The organism is Ochrobactrum sp. Q0168, assembly GCF_016427605.1.
Lineage (GTDB): Bacteria > Pseudomonadota > Alphaproteobacteria > Rhizobiales > Rhizobiaceae > Brucella.
On the sequence record NZ_JAELXQ010000017.1, the window covers coordinates 66,772 to 87,001 of the forward strand.

The window sequence follows — 20,230 nt, forward strand, 5'->3', positions numbered from 1 at the left end:
TATGTCTAAAGCTTTTTACGCTCCGGCACCTGGAAATTCTGTTGTGATTGCGCTTATACCGATCATGGCCGCGGTACTTGCCGGGTTCTTGATTATTGGACTGGCGCTTCCTGTTTTGCCGCTCCATGTTCATGACGATCTCAGGTTTGGAACCTTCGTTATTGGACTGGTTGCTGGTGCCCAGTTCGCCGCGTCGCTTTTAACGCGTGTATGGGCGGGGTCCTTTGCCGACAGGTACGGTGCCAAGTCCGGTGTTGTTGCAGGCTTGATTGCAGCCAGCATTTCTGGATTACTCTATCTCGTTTCCATTGTGTTCATTCGTGTTCCGGTTGCCTCAGTATCGATCCTGCTCGTTGGCCGTGCGGTCCTCGGCGGTGCGGAAAGCTTCATTATTACTGGCGGTGTCAGTTGGGGCCTTGGTATTGTTGACAAGGAACATGCAGGCAAGGTGATTGCATGGGTTGGAACAGCGATGTTCGCGGCCATGGCTTTCGGCGGCCCCTTCGGATCCATGATGTTCAATTCCTACGGTTTCGCCTCTATTGCCTTCGTGACGACCGTACTTCCTCTTCTGGTGCTGATTGCAGTTCTACCAATGCCGGCAGTCGCGCCTCTACCCAACAAGACGCAATTTGCTCTGAAATCCGTTGTCGGCTCGGTTTGGTTGCCAGGGCTCGGTGCCGCCACTGCAAGTATTGGTTATTGTGCAATCCTGGCGTTCAGTTCTCTGTTTTATTTTCAACAGAACTGGCATCCGATCTGGCTGGCGTTCACTGCATTTGGTGTTGCACTGATCGTCGCGCGCCTGATTGCTGGTCATTTACCCGATAAATTCGGTGGCGCGAAGGTCGCTCTGATTTTTGTTCTCGTTCTGGCAGGCGGGCTAATCCTGATCTGGCTTGCCCATGGTGCAATTGCTGCCACCGCCGGTGCAGCCATTTCGGGCTTTGGCTACTCACTCGTCTATCCTGGTCTGGGCGTTGAAGCAGTGCGTGGAACTTCGCCGGAAAATCGAGGCCTCGCGATGGGCATTTACACCGCTTTCCTTGACGTCGCTATGGCAATCGGTAGCCCATCGCTTGGATGGATTGCCGGCCATAGTGGACTTGGGGCAGTTTTCCTCGTGAGCGCTCTTGTCGTTCTTTGTACGGTCGGGGTTGCTCTTCGTCTCTTGTTCCGTGGGTGAGACTGATCAATTCGCATCATCGCCGCTGATTTTCTTTGATGTTTTCAGCAACGCTCAAGGCGGTGGTGGTGTCGACGTCAAGCAATTGGCTCAGTGGGCAATCCACGAACAGCGCGTTGATCAACAATGAACGCGCGCCGCCCTCACCAAAACCACGCAGCTGCCTTAACGCGGCTACCGGGAATATGGCCGCAGGGCCCCGATATTCTTCGGCCCGGGAGGCAACCGCTTGGCCATTTGATGAATGGGCGAGCAGTAATAGTCGCTCGATATTGTCCCGCGTTACGAACGGCATATCGGCGAGACAGATCATGGCCAGTCTGGAATCTGTCAGTTGGTCCACTGCCATCTTCAGCGAGCCGTGCATACCCTTGTTTGGCTGATCGTTTCGTATGATCGTAAAACCATCATCGGCAAAGGCTTTCGCCCAGTTGGATTGACTCCTGCAAACGAGAATTTCGCTGCTTCAGCTAAATGGTTGAAGAGCGGGCAGGATATGGTGCGCCAGTGGTATGCCGCCGAGCTGGGCGGCAAGTTTGTCTTTTGCACCAAACCGGGAGCCTAAGCCTGCGCCGAGGACAATCAGTGCAGTCGCCGCATGACGGCTGACGCTGGGTTCGAGCTGCTCACCGACTGGATCCATCGAACAATCTATGCCCGCCTGGCTTCAAGGATGGAAAAAATCTGTGCGAGAACGGAAACGGCGACGGCTCTGGCCTCGCGCGCCGGGCCGAACAGACCGATCGGGGCGTGTATGCGGCGCAATTGCTGCATCGAATAGCCTTCCTCCAAGAGGATCGCGGTTCGCCGGTCGTGGGTCCTGCGGCTGCCGAGACAACCGATAAAGAAAGCTGGTGACGCCAACGCATATCTCAGTATCGGTAATTCCTTTTCGATATCGTGCTGAAGCAGAATGATGGCGCTTTCGGCATCTATCGGCAATGCACGAATTGACTGGGAATCTATTTCGAGAACGTCGAGTTGTGTAGATTTTGCCAGGGCGATCAAAAGACGGCTTTCCATGCTCTGCCCTGACACCAATAGACGTGGTTCGGCCCTGTGCGCTGAGACAAAAATATCGTCTATCCAACCGGTGCGGGCTGTCCCGAACTGAAAGGACAGGGTTGCATCGCCTGAATTATAATTGAGCAGGCCGGGCAGTCGATTTGCTTTCGCATCCAGAAGCTTCTGGATGGGGGAGGCATCTCGCAGAACATGAATTGTCAAACCGATACCGCCGCCGCATGGCAGGACCAGGTCGAAATACGGTGATCCTTTACCAAACCGGCAGGATCGGTCCTGGTCCTGGTCAAGCGCCAGAAGTGCCTCCCGCGCCACGGCCGCTTCGACACAGCCTCCGGAGACAAAACCGCAATATTGACCGTCATCCCGGACCGCCATGAGCGCGCCAAGCGGACGTGACGCCCCATCGATAATGTCGGTCAGCATCACGAGTGCGCAACGATGACCTTCTTTTAGCCCATCAACCAGAAACCTCATGACATCGACGGGGCGATCACTGAGGAATGCGCTTTGAAGGTCTGCGGTACAGAACCTAGAAATATCTGGCGCGTTCATGGCAAGCAACGGGAGGAGAGAAGCACATGCGCGCTTCCATCATTGGCGATTGCGGACGAGACCGTGTTGGGCGACGTTACAAGGGGTATTGTGCCAGGTCTGGTAAGCCAACGATAAGATCGATGCATAACTGCTCTCCACCTAACGCATCTGCAAAACAATCGGATTGCTGCTTGCCGGATCGGTGTGTTCGCGCAAGGCTTTGACCTCATCCGTACTGACAGGTCCGCCGTGATTGCCCCAGGCCGAACGGACATAGGACAGAACATCGGCGATTTCCTTATCGGATAGTTGCGCCCGATAGGGTGGCATCCGATAAGCGTCCGGAATGCCGTTTGCCACGACACGGCCTGATCCGTTGAGCGTTACATTGATCTGTGAGGCGTTTTCGGAGGTCAGCGATGACGCCGCGCCAGCGAGCGGCGGAATCCACTGGTTCTGCCCGCGGCCATCCGGACCATGGCAGAAGCTGCATTTGGCGGCAAAGGTCTGAGCACCTGGCCGACTGCGGTCGGCGGGTGTCTGAACATATTGCCAGGGCTGACCGTCCCGCGACGGATCGCCAGGAAGCGACTTGAGATAATGGCTGATCGCCTGCAGGTCCTCGTCAGTCATGAATTGAAGCGAATTGTTGTAGGCCTCGGTCATCGAGCCGAAAACGACTGCATGTTGATTGCGGCCGTTCTTGAGGAACTGAAAGATATCGTCCTCGCTCCAGCGACCGAGACCGGTGTTGTGATCCTGGCGCAGGCTTGGTGCATACCAGCCGTCGAGCAAAGCGCCTGACAGGAAGACGGCGCTGGTTTCGTCCATGGCCTTCTCATTCATTGTCACACTGCGAGGCGTATGGCAGGCCCCGCAATGACCTGCTGCCTGTACGAGATAGGCGCCACGATTCCATTGCTCGTTCTGGTCCGGTTTCTGGGCATAGACACCGGGTTCGACGAAGATGGCGTTCCACAGCGCCAGCGGCCAGCGCATATTCAACGGCCAGTCGATGCCGCTCGCTATGTTGGGCTGGTTGATAGGCTGCACACTTTGCATGAAGAAGGCATAAAGCGCCTTGATGTCTTCATCGGTCATCTTTACGTAGGAAGGGTAAGGCATTGCCGGGTAGAGGCGATGGCCCGCGGGCGTCACGCCGTGCCGCACGGCCCGATCGAAATCGGCCAGCGAATAATTGCCAATCCCCGTTTCCTTGTCAGGCGTAATATTGGTCGCAAAGATCGAACCGAGCGGAGTGCCCATTTCCAGCCCCCCGGCAAAGGGCTTGCTTTCCGGCGTGCTGTGACAGGCGACGCAGTCAGCCTGACGCGCGACCATTTCGCCACGCGCCAGCAGTTCAGGCGTAGACGCCGAGCGGGCTTCCACATTGTCGAAGGGTGATGATGGCGTGTGGTTCACGAACCAGACGATCCCGGCAACAACAACAATTGCAACGACGAGAAGAACAGTGAGTAATCTTTTCAAGGACGATCCATCCTTCGTAACGTTCCAGCAGGCGTAATTCACCAACGATAGCAGTGGCCGAGATTGCCAGCCGGGTGTTCAACCCGGCGTCGATCGCACTGCCAACAACGAGACTTCAGCTCTCAAAATTATAATGAGAGAGCGGCATTTTGCGCACACGCTGACCTGTGAGGGTCGACACGGCGTTTGCAACCGCCGGAGGAATCGCCGGCAAGCCCGGTTCGCCGATCCCTCCCATTTTTTCTCCGCTTTCCACGATCCGCGCGTGTACGCGCGGCATTCTGTCGGGTGGCAGGATCGGATAGAGATCGTAGTTGCGCGCGACCGGTTGTCCCTTTTCGTAAACCGCTTCTTCCAGCAAAACCTGGGAGAGACCGAGCGTGACCGCCGAGTTGATCTGCGCATCAATGATGGCAGGATTGACGATGCTGCCAGGATCGATCGCTTCCCAGACCTCGTGAACGACGACCTGGCCGGATCGAATGGAAACTTCGGTGATTGCCGCCGTATGGCTGCCGAACGGTGATGCCATGCCCAGGCCCCTTGCCCGGCGCGAGCCATCCTCCGCTGTAAATGGACCGCGTTTCCAGCCACCTGACAAATCTGCAACGGCCTTTAGCAGGGTGGTCAGGCGAGCATTCTCCTTCAATAACTGCAGGCGGAGTTCGTAAGGATCTTTGCCTCCTTTATCGGCCAACTCATCGAGAAAACACTCATAGAAGAAGTCGTTCATCGAATTGCCGACAGAGCGCCAGTAGGCCAGCATGGTCGGGTTCTCGACATAAAGCTGCGCAATACGCTTGTTAGCGATGGCATAGGATTTGCCGGTGAGACCTTCGACGGCCGTTTCGTCAAGTTTATCTGGATTGTGGCCATTGATGCCCTCCGATGGCCCCTCGGTGATGCTGATTGCTTCGATTGCGCTCGGCATGCCGTTTTCGTCAAGCGCTCCTCTGAAGCGCACCGCTGCCATTGGACGAAGCGTATCGCGCAGGAACTCTTCCTCCCGGCTCCAGATCAGCTTGATCGGTCGGCGGGTTTCCCTAGCTAGCTGGATTGCCTGTCGATAGGGACTGCCCGCCACATAGAGGAAGTGCCGCCCAAAAAAGCCGCCGAGCAACGGACTATGTATATTGATTTTGGCCGGGTCGAGACCTGTGGTCTTGGCTATATCAGCCTGAAATATTTCAGGCGCCTGGTTCGGCATCCAGACGTCGAGGCTGCCGTCATCATTGAATCGTGCAAGCGCTGATGGCGGCTCCAACTGGGCATGGTTCAGATACTGACTATGATAGGTCGCCGATACAATGTCCTTGGCCGCGGCAAGCACGCCGGTTGCATCGCCTTCGGTTTCGGCATCCTTGCCATTGCCCGGCTCATTGGCCAAACGATCGGCGAAAGCGGCAGTGGAGAAATCGGCGGGCATGACGCGACCGCCTTCGACGGCGGGTTTTCCGTTGGCTTCCTGCCAGTCGACTTGAAGGGCTTCGACGGCGCGTTTGGCCGTCCACCATCGCTCAGCAACCACCGCGACGGCGCCTGGAAGCCGGTGCACTGAGTGGACCCCGTTCATTGCCTTGACGGCATTCTCATTGCGGATCGCGCCGACATGCATTCCAAGGCGTGGCGCGTGCTGGACTGCTGCGTGCAGCATACCCTCGACCTTGCAGTCGATGGCGCAGATCGCACGTCCGGTTGACTTGTCATGGACATCGAGACGCGGCACTGACTTGCCAATCCAGCGAAACTGACTTTTGTCCTTGAGCGTAACACTGTCCGCCGTCGGGATTGGAAGGTCCAGCGCATCGGCCGCAACTTCGCCGTAGGACAGCTCCCGACCTGAGGCCGCATGAATAACGCGGCCGGGCTCCGTCGTCAGTTCCCCGATTGGAACACCGAGACGCGCGGCTGAGGCTTGCATCAGCATCATGCGAGCCGATGCACCAATGTGGCGCATCGTGTCATAACCGAGGCGGGTCGACATACTGCCGCCAGTGATACGCATTCCGCCTAAAATGATCTGATAGTCAGGCCCGGCAGGCGCGTTTTCGACTGTGAAGGACGAGGGATCGAGGTCGAGCTCTTCACCTACGATCTGCGCCATCGCGGTAAAAATACCCTGACCACCTTCGACGAACGGGCTCATCAGCCTTGCGGTATTGTCCGGTCGGATTTCGAGAAAGGCCGGCACGCGTGTGCCTGGAATAATTTTGGTGGGCGCTGCCTGTGCCTGGGCGGTGCGAATGGGGAGGCCGAAGCCGATAACAAGCGCCCCAAAAGTTACACCGGCTGATGCCATCAGAAAACTACGGCGGGAAAGGTTGACCGGCCCGTCAGTCGGCAATTCTGTCTCAAGGGCAAGTTTGCGAAAGACCTCGTTCATAGCGATGCCTCCTTGCGACCTGCCACGTCGTTGACCGCCGCTTTAATCGCATTATAAGTTCCGCAGCGACACAGATTGATCATTGCTGCAGCGATGTCGTCCTCGCTTGGATTGGCGGTTTCTTTCAGGAGAGCAGTCGCAGCCATCACCTGACCTGATTGGCAGTAACCGCACTGAGGCACCTGATGTGCAATCCATGCAGCAATGACGCGCTTGCCGACGTCATCGTTTTCTATTGCTTCAATCGTGGTGATTTTCCGATCTGCAACGCTGTCGAGGGGCGTCACGCAGGAGCGCATGATCTCGCCGTCGACGAGCACGGAACAGGCGCCACACTGCGCAAGACCGCAGCCATACTTTGTACCTGTCAGGCCAAGTTCATCGCGAATGACCCACAATAGCGGCGTGTCCGGATCAGAATTGACATCGAAGATTTCATCGTTGATCTGGAGTTTCATGGCTATTTGGCTTGCCTCCATGTGTCACGAAGTAAATGGTCAGGCACAATCACATTACGGGAACCGGCCATTCCTTCTATTTGGAATGAATTATTATGATTGCATAGATGCGGTGTAATGATAATAGCTTGTCATCTCTTACAGTGATAAGTCACTCTTCTGAATATCTTTTGCATCAAGATGAGAGCTGGATCGTTGCAAATGCGGCTGCTCCAAGAGTTCATATTTAAATTTAAGCAAATTTTTCTATCCATAGTCACGCCGGTGTAGCGTGGCCAAGTTATGTGCTAAACGCGGAGAAACGCTTTGATAGCACGGCGTTCGTCCACAGCCTTGTAGCCTTCCGCGACGTCCGAGAGGGGTAATTCCAGATCGAAGACTTTGCCGGGGTTAATCTTGCGTGCGAGCACGAGATCAATGAGATGTGGCAAAAAGCGACGGACTGGCGCTGGCCCACCAAGCATGCCGACCTGCGAGAAAAACAGCGACTGGCCATCGAACTGCACGCGGTGCGGAACGCCAACATAGCCGATCACGGAATCTGGACGAGCGACCTGCAGCGCCTGGTTCATCGATTCCTGCGTGCCAACACATTCTAAAACGGAGTCGGCGCCGACCATTTTCGTTAAATCCTTGATTTTGGCGATTCCATCTTCGCCGCGTTCGGCGACAATATCGGTCGCACCATATTCCAGCGCTAACTCCTGGCGCGACTTGTGACGGCTCATGGCGATGATCCGTTCCGCACCCATCTGTTTGGCAGAGAGCACGCCCATCAGGCCGACTGCGCCGTCACCGACGACTACGACTGTTGAGCCCGGTTGAACACGGGCCGCGTCCGCTGCATACCAGCCTGTTCCCAGGACATCGGAAGCAGCCAGCAAGCTTGGAAGGAGATCGTCGGCAGGCACCTCTGATGTAGCAACCAGTGTACCATCCGCTAAGGAAACGCGCGCATATTCTGCCTGAGCACCTGTCATAAACTCACGGTGTTCGCATGACGATTGGAAACCGGCCAGACAATGCGGGCAGGTATTGTCGGAAAGGCAGAAGGAGCCAACGACAAACTGACCTGGCTTGATCGTCTTTACGGCACTACCAACTTCGATAACAACGCCGCAATATTCATGGCCCATAAGTTGCAGGCCGCTCATATTCTGGAGCCCGCGATACGGCCAGAGATCAGAACCACAAACGCATGTCGCTGAAAGCTTGATGATAGCATCAGTCGGATAAAGAATCGTTGGTTCTGCTATTTCTTCACAGCGTACGCTGCCTGGTGAGTAGAGAATGGTTCCCAGCATCGTGAAGCCCCTTTTTTGACATTCATTGCGTGGTCAACATCGTCATCGACGATTGTACCGCGAAAACTCGTCACTTATCACTCTATAAATGCAGGCAGGATTTCTGATTAGATGCACAAATCAACATGGGTCTATGAATGCTTTTCATGAATGGCATCTACGCGAAAGAGAACGTAGAAGTCCTATTGGCCGGAGCGCTTGGTAGTTAAGCAGCAAGATTTTGATTGAAGAAATCGGTGATCTTGTCGAATGGGATGAGGTCGGCCCTATCGTAGAGATCGACGTGGCTGGCACCAGGGATGATCATAAGCTCCTTTGGTTCAGCAGCATTAGCGTAAGCCGTTTCACTGAAATAGCGTGAATGGGCATTTTCACCGTGGATGAACAGCACCGGTCGCGGCGCAATTTCCTTGATGTAGTTCAGGATCGGCATGTTCATGAACGACATCGGTGTCGTGATCGTCCATGCGTTGCCTGAGTTCACTGCGCGTTTGTGGTAGCCGCGTGGTGTCATGTAATAAGCGTGGTAATCAATCAGGAACTGTGCTTCACCGCCTTTCAATTCATTATAGGGTGGTTGATAGGCCGGGGCGCCCTTTTCTGCATCGACCCAACGCTGTCGGCTGAGCTGCTCCAGCGCCTGCGTGCGCTGTTCGAGGGTCACAGTGTCATTATAGCCATTCGACATCACGCGCGTCATGTCATACATCGTGCTGGCGACCACAGCTTTCACGCGCTTGTCAGCAGCCACGGCGTTCAGTGCCATGCCGCCCCATCCGCAGATGCCGATAACACCGATGCGTTCGCGGTCGACCGTAGGATGCAGGCCCAGATAATCGACACCCGCCATGAAATCTTCGGTGTTGATATCAGGAGAAGCGACGTTGCGGGGCTCCCCGCCGCTTTCGCCAGTAAAGGATGGGTCAAAAGCCAGCGTTACGAAGCCGTGCTCGGCCATAGTCTGAGCATAGAGCCCCGCAGACTGTTCCTTGACGGCGCCGAATGGACCGCTGATGACAATGGCTGGCAGAGGTTTGTTCGTACGGTCCTTCGGCAGGTAGAGATCGCCAGTCAATGTGATGCCATAGCGGTTCCTGAATGTAACCTTTTGATGATCGACTTTTTCGCTTTTAGGAAAAACCTTGTCCCAAGCCTGTGACATGTCCTGAGCCTTTGCGGTGGGAGTTTTGAGAAATGTCCCTGTGCCAAGAATGGCGACGCCGGCGCCTGCCAATTTTAGCAGTTTACGACGCCCTTCATCTGCTGCGTCATCCGGATTGTGTGAGATTTCAAAGTCAGTCTTCCGGGTCATGCCAAGGTCTCCTTACGGCTCGTCAGAGCATTCATTGCTGTGCTTCAGGTCAGCGCTTCGATACGGAGGGGAAACTTCCCGCGCATCAGCAGTGGCGTAGCGCCGTGATCCAACCGGCCAAGCCGGATGAGACCCCGGGACCAATGGTAAGGGCCGTAAAACATGGCCAGATTGCCCCAGGGCGCGTAATAGCAAAGATCGCCGACGGCCTCGTTTTCGAAATGCTTACCGCCATCATCGCTTAACTTTTGCGGCAGATATGCGATCTTTTCGTTGGTCGAGTAATCATCGATATCGAGTTTAAGCGGCATCATCGCGAACAATTCCCGTGCCGCCTTATTGTCTTCCAGCGTCGCCGTGAAATTCTGATCGGCGAAAGTCAGTCTGAGACGCATGGTAACTCCATTTTGGGCTTGAGCTTTACTTGATGACAGGCGGAGAAGTGGCGGCATGACAAGGCTAGCGACAGTTACCGCAAGGATCCGACGGCGTGAGATCAGTAAAAAGCTGTTCATATCAAATGACTCACTGTTTCAGCAGACGCTGGCCATTGCCAATGAGCGCGATTGCTAAGACGGCCAGCACAACACTGCCGATGAATGTCGCTTCGATCGATATGCCATCCAGTAGCAGCCCACCGATGATTGCGCCGAGCAAGATTGAGGTCTGTATCGCGGCGACCATCAAACTGCCGGCGGCCTCGGGCATATCGTCGGCGTTTTGCGACATCCACGTCATCCAGATGACTGAAAACATGGTGTTCATCGCGCCCCAAATGGCCATGAAGAGGCCCGTAGCAACAACCGAGAACCCAAACAGCAGAAGCCCGGCAGTGGCGCTGCCCATGACGAATGCGGGCAGTTTCAAAAACGACGCCACATTGCCTTTGACGAAACGACCGGCCGCCCAGGTGCCAATGAACCCGGCGCAACCCAAAAGTAGCAAAAGGACCGAAAGGGTTGTGACGTTCACGCCTGTCACGTTTTCCAGAAACGGACGCAAATAGGTGAACATGGTGAAGGCCGAGCCCCAGGACAGCATGCAGGCGAGCAGGCCGCGTCTAAAATACGGGCGCTTCAGCAAGCTGAACATCGCCTGGAAATCCTGCTTCTGGTGTGCGGGCAGTGAGGGAAGCGCAACTGCATGCCAGACGAGGTTAACGACAACAATCGGCGTCAGTGCCCAGAAAACTTCACGCCAGCCAAACAGACCACCGAGATAGCTGCCGACAGGTGCTGCAAATGCTGCGGCAATGGCCTGCCCGCCATACATCAAAGCGAGTGCGCGCGGTACGTCTTCAACTGGCACCAGTCGCATGATGACGGCTGTAGCCAACGCCCAGAAGCCTCCGATACATATGCCAAGCAGCGCACGGCCAGCCATCAGAACGAGGAAGTTCGGTGCGGCAGCGACCAGCACCAGGGACAGCAGCATGAAGGCTGTCATCGCGATCAGTACCCATTTCCGGTTCAATCTCCCCGCGGCAGTGGTGACGAGCATACTCGCGATGACGGCAAACAAGCCGCTGATGGAGATTGCTTGACCCGTTTGACCCTCGGTTGCATGCAGCCCTTCGGCCATCGGTGTCAGCAAGCTGACGGGCATGAATTCCGAGGCAATCAGCATCGCTACGCATAGCGCCATCGACAGGACGGCACCCCAGGCAGTGGGCCTGCTGCCGACATTTTCCACCGCAGAAACCATCGTTCGCGTGCTCCTGTTTGATATTTGATGTCTGGACGTGGTTATAACCGATCTGTCGACGACCGATTACCCGCTGTAATTTGATTGGATCAATCGATGGGATCGATTAATCTCACAGCAGAGACGTGAAGAGGGCCCATGCAGAAAACGGATTTCAATCAACTGACGTGGTTCAGGATCGTCGCCGAGGAGCGCAGCTTCACCAAAGCGGCTGCAAGGATTGGCGTCGCGCAATCGACCCTCAGCTATGCGATTAAACAGCTTGAAAGCAGCATGGGTATTCGCCTTCTGACACGCACGACCAGGAATGTTATCACAACTCCCGCCGGCGAACGGTTGCTCAAAACCATAACCCCGCGCATGGCCGAGATCGAGGATGAGATCGCGGCACTAACGGCGTTTCGCGACAAGCCATCCGGTTCGATCAGACTGACGCTTTCGGATCATGCGCTGGAGAGCGTTGTATGGCCGAAGCTGAAGCCAGTGCTTAAGAAATATCCCGATATCAGCGTGGAGCTTGTGCTTGATAGCACTTTCCGCAATATCGTCGAGGAACGTTTTGATGCCGGTGTGCGCTTGGGCGAGAGCCTCGAAAGAGATATGATTGCGGTTCGGATTGGGCCTGACTCGCGCCTCGTTGCAATCGCTTCGCCGGACTATCTGGCTAAGCATGGAATACCGGTACATCCACAAGACCTTGTGAGCCACCGTTGCATTAATATGCGCCATGAGTCTGCAGGTGGGCTCTACGCTTGGGAATTCGAAAAGGGTGATCAGGAATTACGCGTTCGTGTCGACGGGCAACTCACTTTCAACAACTCCTACGCCATGATCGATGCAGCGGTGAGTGGTTATGGAATAGCTTATGTGCCCGAGAACATCGTAGAGCGACAAATCGCTTCCGGTGAATTGGCTCTGGTCCTGGACGAGTGGTCACCTTTCTTCGACGGGTATTTCCTTTACTATCCCACGCGTCGCCAAAATTCGCCAGCATTCAAAATCATCGTGGATGCATTGCGGTATCAGGTTAGCCCGAGTCCAAATAATTGAGGCAGCGAATAGGAAACGTGCCTGGCTAGCTTAAAGAACTAACAGGCACAATATTCGAAACTTGCTTCTTTTGACTGGCAATCTGGAATTGGAGCTACGTCGTTTACAAGGAACGGGTCGAGCTTGTTAATGACTCTAAATCAGAATTCCCCACGCGGTCTGCCCCAGTTCAGCGCGTATCGGGTGAAACGAAGCTGACCGCTGCGCGTCAAGGCCCCTTTGTCGACCAGATCCTGCAAATCGCGGGTGGCGGTAGCGCGCGACGTGCGGGTTATAGCGAGATAATTGTCTGCGCTAAGACCACCGATAAAGCCCTCAGGTCCCGCCTCGAACAGACGCGCAATGACTTTCTCCTGACGGGGATTGAACGCTCCTCTGAACCGGTCGTAGAAATGCGCCTTGGCGATGTAAAAGGCGACGCGATCAAGTGTCGTTTGTTGAGCCGTCAGAACAATCTGGGAAAACCACACCAACCATTCAGTGACGTCGAGGGTTCGCTGATGGATTTCCAGTTGATCGTAATAGGCCTTCCGTTGCTGTTCGATGGTAAAACTGAGCATGATCAGACTCGGTTGTCCCAGCGATTGGGCGAGCGCTTTCTCGGCCAGTGCGCGACCAAGCCGCCCATTGCCGTCCTCGAATGGATGGATGCTTTCAAACCATAAATGGCTAAGCCCGGCGCGGGTGAGCGCGGGGAGGGGCGTACCGCCGGTCAGAGCGCTTTCGTTGAACCACGATATGAACCGATGCATTTCGTCTGGCACCTGAGCTGACGGCGGTGCCTCGAAATGAATCGTCGGACGATCCAACTGGCCAGAGACGATCTGCATGGCGTCGGAATGACTACGATAAGCACCGATACTTTCCAGATGCCGGCTGCCTGCCATCAACATGGTATGCCACCGAAACAGAGTGGCGTCCTCAAGCGGCAGGGCATAGGTGCCATAAACGTCGGCCGTCATTTCCGCGATCCCGTGTTCACGCGGTTGCACTGAACGCCGATCCGCGTCCAGGCCAAGTTGTCGCCGCAGCGACGACTGGACGCTCAAACGGTCCAGTGTTTCGCCTTCAATCGCGCTCGTCTTAACCGCTTCGTCGCTCAAGAGTTCGATGCGCAACCGGTCGCGGTCGTCGGGATCGATGTGACGCACAGCGCCGATGACTTCGCCGGAGGTGAGCAGAAATCGCTGTTCCAGTACCGCGAGTGCAGACGCGTCATAGCGAAAATGCGGCCAATCAGGCTGTGTCCAGTTCCAAGGCATGAGCGATAACACCCGTTTCTATCGCTCTTATTAACATAAGTTTATGAGTAATAGAAGCCGCCCCTGTTACTCATCGCCCTGAGTATGGAGAAGATGTTGCATCCGCTTCGCACCCAATTGCAGACATTACCGTACAGTTCACACGCACTCCGAAGCGATCATTCCGCCCTTTTGCTGCTAACGTTCGTGAAGGGGTGGAAAATAGACCGGCAGCGAACGGCTCGCTATGCGAAAGAGCCGCCGTTCGTGCTTCGACCTGCTTTGCTAACGGATCAGACCTGAGCCATGCCGCCGTCCGCGAAGATCTCGCTTCCGGTCATCACGGCGCTATCGTCAGATGCAAGGAAAAGACTGACTGCAGCGATGTCGTCGGGATCGGCGATCCGCCCCAAAGGGATCTGGGCGATCAGCTGCTCATAGATCGCGTCTTCTCCACCGGCCACCGCAACGCCGTGCAGACCCGGAGTCGCTGTGGCCCCAGGCGACAGGACGTTCACGCGAACGCCCGTGCCTTTTAGGTCCAACGCCCAGCTGCGCGCCAAATTGCGGATCGCCGCTTTCGTTGCGCTGTAGATGCTGAAGGCCGGCGTTCCCATCGTTCCAGTGGTCGAGCCGGTGAGTATGATGGACGTCCCGTCGCCCATGAGCGTCAGGGCCTTCTGCACAGTGAAAACAACGCCCTTAACGTTCACGCCGAACGTCCGATCAAAGGATGCTTCCGTAATTTGTCCTAGCGGCTCCAGCTCGCCCACGCCCGCGTTGGCGAACAGCACGTCAATGCGCCCGTGTTTGGCGCGCACCGTCCCAAAAAGGCGGTCCAGATCTTCCAGTCGAGACACGTCGCCCTGCACCGCCGTCACGTCGGAGCCGATCTCCGCGACCGCTTTGTCGAGCTCCTCCTGCCGACGACCCGTGATATAGACGTGGGCGCCTTCGGCCACGAACCGCTTGGCAGCAGCGAGGCCGATGCCGCTATTGGCGCCGGTGATGACAGCGATCTTTCCTTCTAGTTTGCCCATGACAACCTCGTTCTCCTTCATTGTGGAGAGGTTGAACTAGGGGAACACCGCCTGTTATTCTAGTATGCACCATTTGGTAAGTACCATAATTTGATGGAGCGCGTGTAATGACAAGTCCCTTCACTTGCGGTCTGGATGCGGTCCTGTTTGTGATGGGCGGCAAGTGGAAACCGCTGATCCTCTATCACCTCATGCAGGGCGCATTGCGCTACGGCGCACTGCGCCGTGCGGTCGGGAAGGTCAGCGACAAGGTGTTGATCCAGCAGCTCAAGGAGTTGCAGGCGGACGGGATCATCGACCGTCTCGACTTTGGCGAGATCCCGCCCAGGGTCGAGTATTCGCTCACCAGCTTCGGTAGCAGCCTCGCACAAGCCCTCATCCAGCTTTGTGAATGGGGAACCCGCCATACGGACGAATTGACGTCGATCGTCAAGCGGCGTGCCGATCCGTCATTGCACTCGACAACTTCCGGGGCCGCAGCGCCACCTGTTGGCCGGCATTGATGGGTCGGAAACTGTCATAGTGGCCATCGCGGACCGTATCGGCAATCTCTTGGCGATAACCGAACCGGATCGACAGTTTTGGGGTGATAGCCGACTGACGGGTTTTGGTCAGTCGGACTGGAAATGCGTCGGTCCAGCAATCGGAAACGGCACATGGGTTCTCGCGTGAAATAAACTTAGAGACGCGATCCGATTCCGGCTGCTTCTTCGTCTTTGGTATGTCCAATAAGAGGGAGAGCCGCCATGGCCAAGATCGTTGCATTTTATAAGACCCCTGCCGATATAGGGGCATTCGAAAGGCACTATTTCGAAACGCACATCCCGTTGGCGAAGAAGATGCCAGGCGTCCTACGCTACGAGGTCAGTAAACGGCCCATTTCGGTTGTTGCCGGCCCGGATGATGTGTTCCTGATTGGAACTGTCTATTTCCAAGACTTGGCCGCGTTGAAAGAGGCAATCGCAAGCCCAGAAGGTCGTGCCTGTGCTGCGGATCGCCGGCTATTCGCCCCCGATGAAACGGGTGTACAAATTCTCACGTTCGAATCTCAGGAGATTTAACTTGCCCGATGAACTGTTTGTGATGAGCGACAATGACTTCGAGGCGAAACTGGTCGAGCTTAGGCCGCGTCTCCATCGTTATTGCGCGCGCATGATCGGATCGACTATTGACGGTGAAGATGTATTGCAGGACGTGATAGTGAAGGCACTCGGAGCGCGCGCTAGCCGCGCCTACGTGGAAAATCTCGAAAACTGGCTTTTTCGGGTCGCCCACAATACGTGCATCGATCTTCTCCGCCGTCGGTCGCGAACTGTCGTAGTGCCGCTGCTTGAAGACGCCGAATCCGCGTCGATGCCCGAAGTGGACGTGCTCGCGATCAGCTTTCACACTTTTTTGCAACTGCCCGAGATGCAACGCTGCGCCGTGATTTTGAAGGACGTGCTTGGACACTCGATTGAGGAGATTGCGAACATCGCAGATTGTACCCCCGCTTCTGCAAAGTCGGCGCTGCAAAGGGGGCGTTCGACCTTGCGCTACCTTGCAAAAATGCCCTCCGACGCGCGTCTGCCGTTGATGCTGGATGCCCAGCGGCAACGGATGTCCGAATTCGTCGAGCTGTTTCGCAGCGGCGATTTCGACGCCATTCGCGCCATACTCGCTAAAGACGTGAAACTAGACCTGGTGAACCGGCTTAGGCTGGAAGGGCGTGATAGGATCGGCGTATATTTCACGCGATATGCCGAAGAAGCTAAATGGCGTTTCTCGTTCGGCGCAATCGAAGGCCGACCGGCCATGCTGGTTTTCGAAGGCAATGCTGCAGCGGCGCCGGCACATTTTGTGTTGGTCAATTGGCGGAATGATAGGATCAACACAATCCGCGACTTCCTGTTTGCGCCCTATGTTCTGGAGGCGATGGATTGGGTGCGTTTGGAATGATGAAACACCGCTAGACCTGAAGATTTTGCTCCTTTTCATTGACTGAAGGATTGCTCGCCGTTTAGCTCAGATTACGTTAAAAACCGAAGGTCAACGCTTGTGTCAGCTTACGGAGAAACCGCGCACTTGGTTCGACGTCCGCAATGGGGGCGGGAGCGGACAGGCGGCTTGCGGCGCAATACAGTCGCGAAAGCCGCCCTTCGGATGAGGGGCCTTGAAATAGTCTATCCTGCCGCGTGAGGCGGGACAGGCAGTCTTCAAATGACCGCCTGTCACCTCAAATCAGCGGGCCGTCATGCCCCCGTCGACACGGTAATTCACGCCCGTCAGGAATTTGCCACGCTCCGACGCGAGCAGCACTACGACTTCCGCGATGTCCTCGGGTGCACCGATGCGGCCGAGCGGGACGTATTGGTTCCATTCATCGCCGGAGATCGGAAGCTGCTTGCGCAGTTCGTCGGAATTCGGAGTCGATATAGGGCCGGGGGTTACCACGTTGACCCGGATGCCACTGCTGCCCAGTTCGATCGCGAGCGTGCGCGAATAATAATCCAGTGCTGCCTTGGCGGCACCGTAGTGCACGTCGAAAGGGAAGGGTATCGTCGCCGCTGTCGATGAGATGTTTACGATCGAAGCCGCTTTCGAAGACCTCAGTGCGGGGAGCGTGGCGTTGGTCAAGCGAACGGCTGCAAGAAGGTTGAGTGCCAGATCGCGCTGCCACTCTTCGTCCGGGATCGTCTCGGAACCACCCAGAAATGCCTTGGAGCCGCCCGCGTTGTTTACGAGGATATCCAGACCGCCAAGGGCCGCCAGCGCCTGTGCGGCAATCGCCTTGACGCCTTCGTTGGTGCTGACGTCGCCGGCGACGAATTTTGCCGAAGCGGGGATGTCGTCGGTGCGTGCCCGCCCAACGACGACGACGTCGCCGCCAGCGTCGAGAAGGCGCTGAGCGATTGCAGCGCCAATCCCGCGCGTGCCGCCGGTCACCAGCACTTTGCGGCCTTCAAATTCCTTCGAGAGATCAAGTTTGTTGGACATGCTTGTTCCTTTTGTCGATGATACACGCTATAACGGAGCGATGCTCTACATATACGGAGCAGTGTTCCGTTTTCAAGGGATGCCATGCGCGCCGACGCAAAAAAGAACTATGACCACTTGCTTGCGATCGCTCGTGAAGCCGTAGCTGAGCATGGTGCCGACACGTCGCTTCGCGATATTGCGCGTCGCGCGGAAGTTGGGCTGGGCACCCTGTACCGTCATTTCCCAACGCGGGAGGCATTGCTCGAAGCATTGCTTCGCACGAATCTTGAGGAACTCACGCAGCAGGCGAGGCAACTTGAAACGTCGGACGCGCCCGATGTCGCGCTTGTTTCATGGTTTCACGATGGGCTTGCATTCACCCGGGCCTATGGAGGCATCGTCGAGTTGATGGCGGCTGCGCTGGAAAATCCCGATTCCGCGCTCTATGCGTCATGCACCGAAGTCCGTTCGGCGGGTGCGCGACTTCTTCAGCGGGCTCAGGCCAAGGGGATGGCTCGAACCGATGTCGACGGAACTGATCTCTTCGCGTTGATGGCGGCACTTGCCTGGTTGGGCGATCAACGTTCCTTTGCGCCGCGCGTGGATCACCTTTCGCAGCTTATTGCGAATGCCTTTCTGGAAAAGCCTCCGGGCCGAGGCGATGGCAACCGCTAGTCAAATTCCGTTGCTCTAAAGCACGGCTACGCTGAAGACGGCGGTCAGACGCGACATATGCCACATATGATAAAACGTCGAAAGGCGGTTGGCGGCGGAAACCACAGCAGAACGGATGGGATTGGGGTGGATTCCGGAATATCTGCAAGTGGGACAAGGGCCGCAAAAAAGCAGACATTGTCGCAACAATGCTGGCGATCGAGCCTGTCATGGATGCCGTCATTGGCTTGCCGATAAGCTCGGCGGCGAGGGGCAGATCGTCGTGTTGCGTGGCATACCGACTGTCATTGACGACGAGCGGATCAAGGGCTTCTCGGATGTCATCGCCAAAACCAACATCAAGATCCTCGATATCCAGTATGCGCACTGGAATCAGGACGAGGCCTTCAAGTTGATGCAGGACTACCTTGCCAAGTACCCGAAGATTGATGCGGTCTGGGCGAACGACGACGACATGCTGCTGGGCGTCATTGAGGCCGTCGACAACGCCGGTCGTAAGGACATCAAATACGCTCTTGGCGGTAACGGCATGAAGCAGGTCATAGAGATGGTGAAGGAAAAGAACGAGCGTACGCCGATCTCGACGCCCTATCCGCCGTCTATGATCAAATCGGCCATCTACATGACTGCAGCCCAGTTTAATGGCCAGGCTCCGGTGCGGGGTTCTTTCCTACTGGGAGCACCGCTGATCACCCCTGACAACGCCGATCAATTCTACTTCCCCGCATCCCCCTTCTGACCCTCAACGGTGCCCGGCGAACCGGGCACCACCCCCACAAAGAAAACAGGAGATATGACATGAGCGGTAAGAAGATCCTCATGCTGACCGGCGAGTTCACTGAGGAATACGAGATTTTCGTGTTCCAGCAGGGGATGGAGGCTGTGGGCCATACAGTGCACGTGATCTGCCCGGACAAAAAGGCCGGAGATCGAATTAAGACATCGTTACACGATTTCGAAGGCGATCAGACCTATACAGAAAAACTCGGTCACTATGCCGACATCAACAAGACCTTTTCTGAGGTCCGCGTCGAAGAATATGACGCTGTCTACGCGGCGGGTGGTCGCGGCCCGGAATACATCCGCACAGACAAGCGCATTCAAGCCATGGTCCGCCATTTCCACGAGACGGGTAAACCGATTTTTACAATCTGCCATGGCGTGCAGATTCTTATGGCCGTGCCCGGCGTGTTGAAGGGGCGAAAGGTCGCTGGTCTCGGTGCGTGTGAGCCCGAAGTTACGGCTGTGGGTGGAACATATATCGATGTCAAGCCGACGGAGGCTTTTGTCGATGGCAACATGGTTTCTGCCAAGGGCTGGACTGGACTCGCCGCGTTCATGCGCGAGTGTCTTAAAGTCCTCGGAACGAAGATTACGCACTCTTGATCTTTGTGGGAGCGAAACTTCCCTCGCATCTCAATGCGGGGGAAATCTCTGGGGCTGTTGGAGGGATGATGACACGGGATCCGAGCCTATTAGGGAGGGCGTCTGTTGGCACATCCTGATCGAGGCGGTCACTGTTTAGGTGAGAAATTTATACTATAAAGATTACAAATACTTAAGATTAACAACTCGCTTACACTGGGCAGAATTAGAATCAACTGCTGGCGGGGCTGCCCGCAATGTCGCTTTTGATTGCATGAAGATGCGCAGATTTAGAGCAGCAGATTTCCGACTGGCAATCAAAGCGAAACTAATTGCCCGCCATCTGCGTCGTCAGGAAACTGGTTGAACATAAAACCTTGTCCGCTCACGGAACTGTTTCAAGGTCGGTTTCGCGAAATTCGTTATCTGTCGCCAGGATGGGCACACGATAGTATTTCGCGCACGCATAATGGATGCAGTCTGCCAGATTGAGACCGCGGCGGCCT

Annotated in this window: 19 protein-coding genes and 2 pseudogenes; 8 read left to right on the forward strand and 13 right to left on the reverse strand. The window is 55.8% G+C overall.

Features of this window, described 5'->3' with window-relative positions:
* Position 1: 1 nt before the first annotated feature.
* Complete coding sequence (locus JAU75_RS20390; protein ID WP_199058331.1) at positions 2 to 1,186, forward strand: arabinose transporter; 1,185 nt, start codon at positions 2 to 4, stop codon at positions 1,184 to 1,186.
* 16 nt (positions 1,187 to 1,202) lie between these two features.
* Here the strand turns inward: JAU75_RS20390 and JAU75_RS20395 are convergent.
* From JAU75_RS20395 to JAU75_RS20440, 9 genes and pseudogenes are all read right to left on the reverse strand, one after another.
* Positions 1,203 to 1,829 (reverse strand): annotated as a pseudogene (locus JAU75_RS20395) (NTP transferase domain-containing protein).
* Between the two features lie 8 nt (positions 1,830 to 1,837).
* A complete protein-coding gene (locus JAU75_RS20405; protein WP_199058333.1) occupies positions 1,838 to 2,764 on the reverse strand; it encodes an XdhC family protein in 927 nt (308 codons plus the stop codon).
* A gap of 141 nt (positions 2,765 to 2,905) precedes the next feature.
* Positions 2,906 to 4,234 carry a cytochrome c gene (locus JAU75_RS20410; RefSeq protein ID WP_199058334.1) on the reverse strand — a complete coding sequence of 443 codons (1,329 nt, stop codon included), beginning with the start codon at positions 4,232 to 4,234 and terminating at the stop codon, positions 2,906 to 2,908.
* Between the two features lie 115 nt (positions 4,235 to 4,349).
* Entirely contained in the window at positions 4,350 to 6,617 is a 2,268-nt protein-coding gene (locus tag JAU75_RS20415) for a molybdopterin cofactor-binding domain-containing protein (protein ID WP_199058335.1), read from the reverse strand.
* Positions 6,614 to 7,075, reverse strand: a complete 462-nt coding sequence (locus tag JAU75_RS20420; protein WP_199058336.1) for a (2Fe-2S)-binding protein — start codon at positions 7,073 to 7,075, stop codon at positions 6,614 to 6,616. Before JAU75_RS20420 ends, JAU75_RS20415 begins: the two co-directional genes overlap by 4 nt.
* 287 nt (positions 7,076 to 7,362) lie before the next feature.
* Positions 7,363 to 8,379, reverse strand: coding sequence for a zinc-dependent alcohol dehydrogenase family protein (locus tag JAU75_RS20425; RefSeq protein WP_199058337.1), 1,017 nt, complete (start codon positions 8,377 to 8,379; stop codon positions 7,363 to 7,365).
* A gap of 205 nt (positions 8,380 to 8,584) precedes the next feature.
* Positions 8,585 to 9,691, reverse strand: coding sequence for an alpha/beta hydrolase (locus JAU75_RS20430; protein ID WP_199058338.1), 1,107 nt, complete (start codon positions 9,689 to 9,691; stop codon positions 8,585 to 8,587).
* A 44-nt stretch (positions 9,692 to 9,735) separates the two neighbouring features.
* Complete coding sequence (locus JAU75_RS20435) at positions 9,736 to 10,086, reverse strand: cyclophilin-like fold protein (protein WP_199058339.1); 351 nt, start codon at positions 10,084 to 10,086, stop codon at positions 9,736 to 9,738.
* Between the two features lie 130 nt (positions 10,087 to 10,216).
* On the reverse strand, positions 10,217 to 11,395 hold the full coding sequence (locus JAU75_RS20440; protein WP_199058340.1) for an MFS transporter: 1,179 nt from the start codon (positions 11,393 to 11,395) through the stop codon (positions 10,217 to 10,219).
* A gap of 138 nt (positions 11,396 to 11,533) precedes the next feature.
* Here JAU75_RS20440 and JAU75_RS20445 point away from each other — a divergent pair, with 138 nt between their 5' ends.
* Positions 11,534 to 12,445, forward strand: a complete 912-nt coding sequence (locus tag JAU75_RS20445) for a LysR family transcriptional regulator (RefSeq protein WP_199058341.1) — start codon at positions 11,534 to 11,536, stop codon at positions 12,443 to 12,445.
* 140 nt (positions 12,446 to 12,585) lie between these two features.
* Here the strand turns inward: JAU75_RS20445 and JAU75_RS20450 are convergent, their stop codons facing one another.
* Together JAU75_RS20450 and JAU75_RS20455 are read right to left on the reverse strand one after the other, a co-directional pair.
* Positions 12,586 to 13,707 (reverse strand): Fic family protein, encoded by a 1,122-nt coding sequence (locus tag JAU75_RS20450; protein ID WP_199058342.1) that lies wholly within the window; start codon positions 13,705 to 13,707, stop codon positions 12,586 to 12,588.
* Positions 13,708 to 13,979: 272 nt separating this feature from the next.
* Positions 13,980 to 14,726 carry an SDR family oxidoreductase gene (locus JAU75_RS20455; RefSeq protein WP_247880565.1) on the reverse strand — a complete coding sequence of 249 codons (747 nt, stop codon included), beginning with the start codon at positions 14,724 to 14,726 and terminating at the stop codon, positions 13,980 to 13,982.
* Between the two features lie 107 nt (positions 14,727 to 14,833).
* On the opposite strand from JAU75_RS20455, the gene JAU75_RS20460 reads away from it, so the two are divergent.
* The 3 genes from JAU75_RS20460 (at position 14,834) to JAU75_RS20470 (ending at position 16,664) form a co-directional block, all read left to right on the forward strand.
* Positions 14,834 to 15,229, forward strand: a complete 396-nt coding sequence (locus JAU75_RS20460; protein WP_199058344.1) for a helix-turn-helix domain-containing protein — start codon at positions 14,834 to 14,836, stop codon at positions 15,227 to 15,229.
* A 243-nt stretch (positions 15,230 to 15,472) separates the two neighbouring features.
* On the forward strand, positions 15,473 to 15,787 hold the full coding sequence (locus JAU75_RS20465; RefSeq protein WP_199058345.1) for an EthD family reductase: 315 nt from the start codon (positions 15,473 to 15,475) through the stop codon (positions 15,785 to 15,787).
* Position 15,788: 1 nt separating this feature from the next.
* Positions 15,789 to 16,664 (forward strand): sigma-70 family RNA polymerase sigma factor, encoded by an 876-nt coding sequence (locus tag JAU75_RS20470; protein WP_199058346.1) that lies wholly within the window; start codon positions 15,789 to 15,791, stop codon positions 16,662 to 16,664.
* Between the two features lie 282 nt (positions 16,665 to 16,946).
* Here the strand turns inward: JAU75_RS20470 and JAU75_RS20475 are convergent, their stop codons facing one another.
* Positions 16,947 to 17,702: an oxidoreductase gene (locus tag JAU75_RS20475; RefSeq protein ID WP_199058347.1), complete on the reverse strand. Its 756-nt coding sequence runs from the start codon at positions 17,700 to 17,702 to the stop codon at positions 16,947 to 16,949.
* Positions 17,703 to 17,786: 84 nt separating this feature from the next.
* Here JAU75_RS20475 and JAU75_RS20480 point away from each other — a divergent pair, with 84 nt between their 5' ends.
* The 3 genes and pseudogenes from JAU75_RS20480 to JAU75_RS20490 all read left to right on the forward strand — a co-directional run bounded on the left by JAU75_RS20480 (position 17,787) and on the right by JAU75_RS20490 (position 19,745).
* Positions 17,787 to 18,359 (forward strand): TetR/AcrR family transcriptional regulator, encoded by a 573-nt coding sequence (locus tag JAU75_RS20480; protein ID WP_199058348.1) that lies wholly within the window; start codon positions 17,787 to 17,789, stop codon positions 18,357 to 18,359.
* A gap of 223 nt (positions 18,360 to 18,582) precedes the next feature.
* A pseudogene (locus JAU75_RS20485) lies at positions 18,583 to 19,098 on the forward strand (substrate-binding domain-containing protein); the annotation flags it as partial.
* Between the two features lie 59 nt (positions 19,099 to 19,157).
* Positions 19,158 to 19,745, forward strand: coding sequence for a DJ-1/PfpI family protein (locus JAU75_RS20490; protein ID WP_199058349.1), 588 nt, complete (start codon positions 19,158 to 19,160; stop codon positions 19,743 to 19,745).
* Positions 19,746 to 20,109: 364 nt separating this feature from the next.
* Here the strand turns inward: JAU75_RS20490 and JAU75_RS20495 are convergent.
* Positions 20,110 to 20,230, reverse strand: a 121-nt coding sequence (locus JAU75_RS20495; RefSeq protein ID WP_199058350.1) for a type II toxin-antitoxin system VapC family toxin, incomplete at its 5' end; no start/stop codon positions are given.

Coding starts and splice junctions, on each gene's coding strand:
- JAU75_RS20420 (WP_199058336.1), bottom strand. CDS start 7,075: ATGAAACTCCAGATCAACGATGAAATCTTCGATGTCAATTCTGATCCG.
- JAU75_RS20390 (WP_199058331.1), top strand. CDS start 2: ATGTCTAAAGCTTTTTACGCTCCGGCACCTGGAAATTCTGTTGTGATT.
- JAU75_RS20475 (WP_199058347.1), bottom strand. CDS start 17,702: ATGTCCAACAAACTTGATCTCTCGAAGGAATTTGAAGGCCGCAAAGTG.
- JAU75_RS20490 (WP_199058349.1), top strand. CDS start 19,158: ATGAGCGGTAAGAAGATCCTCATGCTGACCGGCGAGTTCACTGAGGAA.
- JAU75_RS20415 (WP_199058335.1), bottom strand. CDS start 6,617: ATGAACGAGGTCTTTCGCAAACTTGCCCTTGAGACAGAATTGCCGACT.
- JAU75_RS20480 (WP_199058348.1), top strand. CDS start 17,787: ATGCGCGCCGACGCAAAAAAGAACTATGACCACTTGCTTGCGATCGCT.
- JAU75_RS20460 (WP_199058344.1), top strand. CDS start 14,834: ATGACAAGTCCCTTCACTTGCGGTCTGGATGCGGTCCTGTTTGTGATG.
- JAU75_RS20445 (WP_199058341.1), top strand. CDS start 11,534: ATGCAGAAAACGGATTTCAATCAACTGACGTGGTTCAGGATCGTCGCC.
- JAU75_RS20435 (WP_199058339.1), bottom strand. CDS start 10,086: ATGCGTCTCAGACTGACTTTCGCCGATCAGAATTTCACGGCGACGCTG.
- JAU75_RS20450 (WP_199058342.1), bottom strand. CDS start 13,707: ATGCCTTGGAACTGGACACAGCCTGATTGGCCGCATTTTCGCTATGAC.
- JAU75_RS20455 (WP_247880565.1), bottom strand. CDS start 14,726: ATGGGCAAACTAGAAGGAAAGATCGCTGTCATCACCGGCGCCAATAGC.
- JAU75_RS20430 (WP_199058338.1), bottom strand. CDS start 9,691: ATGACCCGGAAGACTGACTTTGAAATCTCACACAATCCGGATGACGCA.
- JAU75_RS20425 (WP_199058337.1), bottom strand. CDS start 8,379: ATGCTGGGAACCATTCTCTACTCACCAGGCAGCGTACGCTGTGAAGAA.
- JAU75_RS20465 (WP_199058345.1), top strand. CDS start 15,473: ATGGCCAAGATCGTTGCATTTTATAAGACCCCTGCCGATATAGGGGCA.
- JAU75_RS20440 (WP_199058340.1), bottom strand. CDS start 11,395: ATGGTTTCTGCGGTGGAAAATGTCGGCAGCAGGCCCACTGCCTGGGGT.
- JAU75_RS20405 (WP_199058333.1), bottom strand. CDS start 2,764: ATGAACGCGCCAGATATTTCTAGGTTCTGTACCGCAGACCTTCAAAGC.